Source organism: Mycobacterium sp. TH-M11 (genome assembly GCF_057473725.1).
Window position 1 is genome coordinate 1 of record NZ_JBYCLD010000373.1, and the last position, 5,920, is coordinate 5,920.

At 66.4% G+C, this 5,920-nt stretch carries 5 protein-coding genes; all 5 read right to left on the reverse strand.

Features of this window, described 5'->3' with window-relative positions:
* A partial coding sequence (locus AC2VOG_RS14850; protein WP_486940648.1) for a bifunctional folylpolyglutamate synthase/dihydrofolate synthase occupies nucleotides 1–836 on the reverse strand: 836 nt, incomplete at its 3' end.
* A complete protein-coding gene (locus AC2VOG_RS14855) occupies nucleotides 833–3,475 on the reverse strand; it encodes a valine--tRNA ligase (RefSeq protein WP_486940649.1) in 2,643 nt (880 codons plus the stop codon). The genes AC2VOG_RS14855 and AC2VOG_RS14850, both read right to left, overlap by 4 nt.
* 70 nt (nucleotides 3,476–3,545) lie before the next feature.
* Complete coding sequence (locus AC2VOG_RS14860; protein ID WP_486940650.1) at nucleotides 3,546–4,118, reverse strand: DUF937 domain-containing protein; 573 nt, start codon at nucleotides 4,116–4,118, stop codon at nucleotides 3,546–3,548.
* Between the two features lie 105 nt (nucleotides 4,119–4,223).
* Nucleotides 4,224–5,483 (reverse strand): saccharopine dehydrogenase family protein, encoded by a 1,260-nt coding sequence (locus AC2VOG_RS14865; RefSeq protein ID WP_486940651.1) that lies wholly within the window; start codon nucleotides 5,481–5,483, stop codon nucleotides 4,224–4,226.
* Nucleotides 5,480–5,920: alpha/beta hydrolase family protein (locus tag AC2VOG_RS14870; protein ID WP_486940652.1), on the reverse strand; the 441-nt coding region annotated here is incomplete at its 5' end. The genes AC2VOG_RS14865 and AC2VOG_RS14870, both read right to left, overlap by 4 nt.

A 5,920-nucleotide genomic window follows, 5' to 3' on the forward strand; every position in this document is an offset into this window, starting at 1 on the left:
AGCAGCTGGCCACCCACCGCGACCTGGCGGCTCAACACGGTGAACTCCGAATCCTCCCGCGCGACAGCGGCATCGGCGCGCACGGCCTGTTCGAGCAACACGGCCATCGCCTCGGGTTCCTGACGGCCGATCACCGCGACGGTGTCCGGCGCGCCGGCTCGATCTACCGGCGCCCGGTGGATGATGCCGGCCTTCTCCCCGGCGATGCCGGCAATGTCGGCACCGAGATATTCCACGTGGTCCAGGCTGATCGGGGTGATCACCGCGATCGGCGCATCGATCACGTTGGTGGCGTCCCAGCGCCCACCCAGACCCACCTCGATTACCGCCACCTCGATCGGGGCGTCGGCGAACGCCGCGAACGCCATCGCGGTGAGCACCTCGAACTTGCTCAGTCGCGGGCCAGCCTCCCCGAAAACACCAGCCTGTGACTGCTCGTCGATCATCTGCACGAACGGCTCGAGCTCGGTGTAGGTCGACACGTATGTCGCTGGGCTGACCGGCTTTCCGTCGATCGCGATGCGTTCGACCGCCGACTGCAGATGCGGGCTGGTGGCGCGCCCGGTCCGCCGCTGCAGCGCGGTCAGCAGCGCGTCGACCATCCGCGCGACCGATGTCTTTCCGTTGGTCCCGGTGATGTGGATGGACGGGTAGCTACGTTGTGGCGACCCGAGTAGATCCATCAGCGCTGAGATGCGGTCCAGGCTGGGCTCGATCTTGGTTTCGGGCCAGCGCTGATCGAGCAGATGCTCGACCTGCAGCAGCGCGGCAATCTCGTCCGGCGTGGGCGCGGCCTCGGCGGGCACAGCGTCGTCGTCGTCGGGCTCCAGCGTCACGTGAGCCCGGCCAACCTGGCGGTGATCCGCTCGGCCTCTTCGCGAGCCACCCGCTGCCGCTCGCGCTGCTTCTCGATCTCCGCTTCCGGGGCCTTGGCCATGAAGGCGGCGTTACCCAATTTCTTTGTGGTCGAGTCTAATTCCTTCTGCGCGGCGGCCAAGCCCTTCTCCAGCCGGCGACGCTCGGCGGCGACGTCGATGGTGCCCGACGTGTCGAGTTCGACCACGACGATGCCACCCTTGAGCCCGACCTCGAGTGACGCCGAGGGGCTGAAGTCGGTCGTGGGCTCGGTCAGCCAGGCCAGCGCCGCGACGGCACGGAGCTGGGTGGTCAGGTCGGCGTTGTCGGCGCCGGTCAGCCGCGCAGGCACCTTCTGCCGGTCGGCCAGGCCCTGGTCGCTGCGGAACCGGCGGATCTCGGTGACCAGCTTCTGCATATCCGTGATCCGTTGCGCGGCAACGCCATCCAGCGCAAAACCGGACGGCTGCGGCCATTCGGCGATGACGATCGACTCGCCGCCGGTCAGGTTCTTCCACAGCGTCTCGGTGACGAACGGTATGACCGGGTGCAGGAGTTTGAGCAAAGCGTCGAGTACTGCCGCGAGCACCGCCGTGGTGGCCGAATCGCCGGGGTCGGACAACTGCACCTTGGCCAGTTCGAGATACCAGTCGCAGAACTCGTCCCAGGCGAAGTGGTAGAGCGACTCACAGGCACGGCTGAACTCGTATTCCTCGAACGCCGAATCCACCTCGGCCCGAACCTCTTCCAGTCGGCCGAGAATCCAGCGATCGGCGTCGGTGAGGTCGGCCAGGTCCGGTAGCGGCGCCGGCGCTGCGCCGTTCATCAGCGCGAAGCGGGTGGCGTTGAACAGCTTGGTGGCGAAGTTGCGCGAGGCGCGCACGGCATCCTCACCGACGGCCAGGTCGCCGCCGGGGTTCGCGCCGCGGGCGAGGGTGAATCGCAGCGCGTCGGCCCCGAACTTCTCCAGCCAGTCCAGCGGGTCGACCACATTGCCTTTGGATTTACTCATCTTGCGGCCGGACTCGTCGCGGATCAGGCCGTGCAGGAAAACATCGCTGAACGGCACCTGCGGGCCCCGCGTTCCGTCGAGCGTGATGACGTCGTCGCCGCCCACGAAGGTGCCGAACATCACCATGCGCGCCACCCAGAAGAACAGGATGTCGTAGCCGGTCACCAGAACGCTTGTCGGGTAGAACTTTTCGATTTCACGGGTTCGCTCCGGCCACCCCAAGGTGGAAAACGGCCACAGCGCCGAGGAAAACCAGGTGTCGAGCACGTCGGGGTCTTGCTCCCAGCCCTGCGGCGGCGTCTCGTCCGGTCCGACGCAGACCTGCTGCCCGTCCGGCCCGTGCCAGACCGGGATCCGGTGGCCCCACCACAGCTGGCGCGAGATGCACCAATCATGCATGTCGTCGACCCAGCCGAACCAGCGCGGCTCGAGGCTTTTCGGGTGAATCGCTATGTCGCCGTTGCGAACTGCATCGCCGGCGGCCTTGGCAAGCGGCTCGACTTTGACCCACCACTGCAGCGACAGCCGTGGCTCGATCGGCTCACCGCTGCGTTCGGAGTGCCCGACGCTGTGCAGGTACGGCCGCTTCTCGGCGACGATACGCCCTTCGGCGGCCAGCGCCTCGCGGATCTTCACCCGCGCATCGAAGCGGTCCTGACCGTCGAATTCCGTTCCGGTGTCTGCGATCCGGCCCTTGGTGTCCAGCATGGTGGGCATCGGCAACTTGTGCCGCAGACCGATCTCGAAGTCATTGGGATCGTGGGCGGGCGTGACCTTGACTGCGCCGGTGCCGAATTCGGGGTCGACGTGCCCGTCGGCGACGATCACGATGTCACGATCGAGGAACGGGTGCGGCAGTGTCTGGCCGACCAGATGTTTGTAGCGGTCGTCATCGGGATGCACGGCGATCGCGGTGTCGCCCAGCATCGTCTCCAGCCGGGTGGTGGCGACCACGATGTGCGGCTCGTCGTCGTCCATCGAGCCGTACCGGAACGAGACCAGCTCGCCCTCGACGTCTTCGTAGTTGACTTCGATGTCGGAAATGGCTGTCTCGAGCACCGGTGACCAGTTGACCAGCCGCTCGGCCCGGTAGATCAGGCCGGCGTCGTAGAGCTGCTTGAAAATCGTGCGGACCGCCCGCGAGAGTCCGTCGTCCATCGTGAAGCGGTCCCGGCTCCAGTCGACTCCGTCACCGAGGCGCCGCATCTGGCCGCTGATCGCGCCGCCCGACTCCCGCTTCCAGTCCCACACCTTCTCGACGAAGAGTTCCCGGCCCACGTCCTCTTTGGTCGTGCCGTCGAGGGCAAGCTGCTTTTCCACCACGCTCTGAGTCGCGATGCCGGCGTGGTCCATGCCCGGCTGCCAGAGCACCTCGTAGCCCTGCATCCGTTTGCGGCGGGTCAGGGCATCCATCATCGTGTGTTCTAGCGCGTGGCCCATGTGCAGGCTGCCCGTGACATTGGGCGGCGGCAGCACGATGGAGTATGCCGGCCTGCCGCTGTTGGGATCCGCGGTGAAATAACCGGCATCCACCCAACGCTGATAGATCACACTTTCGACCGCGCCCGGGTCCCACGCCTTGGGCAGGTCTTCTGGGCTTGTGGTCACGCGTCAATTCTAGAAAGCACCGACGCGCGCGACGAACACCGCCCATGGCGGGCGTCCCGGCGGGGGCGGCCTACTTCTTGCCGAACAGGCCGCCGAGGATGTCGCCGGCCTTGGCACCCAGCGCATTGCCCAACACGGTGCCCAGCGATTTGTTGCCGCCGGCCATCCCGCCGAGGATGCTGCCGAGCACGTCGTTGAGCGCGCCACCGGAAGAGGCGGCTTCGGTGGCCGGTGCGCCCTTTTGGCCCAGCTGCTTGCCGACGTAGGCGAGAACGATCGGCGCCAGGATCGGCAGCAACTGCTTGAGCAGGTCGCTGTTGCCCCCGCCGCCGCCGGCCAGCGCGCTGGCAACCTGGGTGGCGTCGTTGCCGCCGAAAATCTTCGCGATGGCTTGCTGACCGTCGGCCTCGTTGACCTGCGCGAGGCTCACACCGCCGTCGAGCAGACCGCTGGCGGCGTGATCGCCGGCCGCGGACTCGATGCCGCTGGCGTGCTCGGGGTCTTGCGCGTTCTCGTGCAGCCCGCCGACCAGCACCGGTACCAGCAGTTGCACTGCCTTGGCGACTTCACCTTCGTCGACGCCGATCTTGCTGGCGATGTCACTTGTGGGAATCTGAGACAGAAGATCTTCAAGGCCAGACATGGACCAGTCCACCTAACGTCGCTGGGATGGTGTGCTTTTCCAGATGACACTAAACCCAGCTGATCTTGTCCGACAGAGGTTCTTGCGCCAGAGCGCATCGATACCTCAGCGATGCATCAAACGCGCGGTCTCCAGCGAGACGCTCGCGGCCGGGAATCGCGCCAGTAGCGCGTCCCCCATCGCCGCTGCCGGGGTCAGCACGCCATGGAGGTCGGAGAGCGCTTCACGATCCATCGCCAGTGCCAGACCGCTCTCACCCAACAGCACAGCGGTGGCCTTGTAACCGGGGTCACCCCGTTGCGCCATGGTGGCGACATAGCGTGCGCCCGAAGTGGTGGTCGTGTACGTCTCGACCTTGTAGAAACCGCGCTCGCGGACGGCTGCACTGGGCCCGGTGCCCGGTTTGGGCAGCACTCGATCCACCAGTTTGCGCGGCAACAGCCGGAAGTAACGGCTGCCCAGCGCCGACATCGTGTTGCCGATACCGGTGATCACAGCCGAGGCCACCGGCGCCCCGACGGATGACCCCACGCTCATGTGCTCGCTGTAGCGAAACCGCCTGCCATATGCATAGTTCTGTAAAGCGTTGCTACGACGGACGATTCGCGTGTTCGGCGCAGCCATCATGAACCCGGCCGTGTAGATTCCGGTCAACTCGGGCGCGATCTGAGCGCCGCGACGACGCCGCAGATCGGGCTGTGGTCCGAGTTCGGGTTCAGCGCCGCGATCGGGGCTCAGCGTGTAAGGATCGGCGAATTCGCGACGAACGTCGGCGTCGCCGGACACCGTGTCGAACACCTCGAGCATCGACGCCAGCGTCCCACCGGACAAACCGCCCGAGAACGAGCGGACCACGAAATCGGTGTCGACGAGTTCGCCGCTGCCGTCTTCCCGAGCCCGGCGATACAGCGCATAAACGGTGAGATCTGAAGGGATCGAATCGAATCCGCACGCGTGCACGATGCGCGCGCCGGTGTCCTGAGCCTGTTTGTGATAGAGGTCGATGCTCTCGCGGATGAACGGCGGCTCCCCTGTCAAGTCCGCGTAGTCGGTTCCGGCGGCCGCGCAGGCCGCCACCAGCGGCAGACCGTATTTGCTGTAGGGCCCGACCGTGGTGACCACGACCTGGGTCCGGGCCGCCATCGCGTCCAGGGTCTTCGGCGACGCCGCGTCAGCGGTCAGCAGCTGCCACGATTGCGCCGACTCCCCCAGCGTGTCGCGGATCGCCTGCAGGCGGTCGGTGGAGCGGCCGGCCAGCGCGATCCGCGCACTGCCGCCGGCCCTCGCCAGGTATTCGGCTGTCAACTTACCGACGAAGCCAGTTGCCCCGTACAGGACGATGTCGTATTCGCGCGTTGCAGTCACAGCCGTGACGCTACTCCGAGCGCCTCCGGCCATTCGGCGCTCTCCCGCAGCACATGCTCGGCGAGGAACGCGAGCACCACCTCGTACCAGATCTTCGCGTGTTGTGGCGCCCGCACCCAGTGATCCTCGGACGGGAAGTACAGGAACCGATGTGGGCTGCTGCCGTCGTTTCCGGCCGGCAGCCCAGATGCGGCGAGCAACTCGTACCAGAGGCGCAGACTTTCGCCGATCGGCACGCGATAGTCCTTGTCCCCGTGGATCACCAGCATCGGCGTGCTGATGCGTTGGACAAAATGGTGCGGCGAGTGGTCAGCGGTCATCGCCGGTGTCATTTCGCGGCGCCAGTAGTCGGCGGTGTCGGTGGTCGGCGCGAACTGGTCGAGCGCCCACAGGCCGGCGTGGGTGACGATCGCAGCAAAACGGTTGGTATGTCCCCC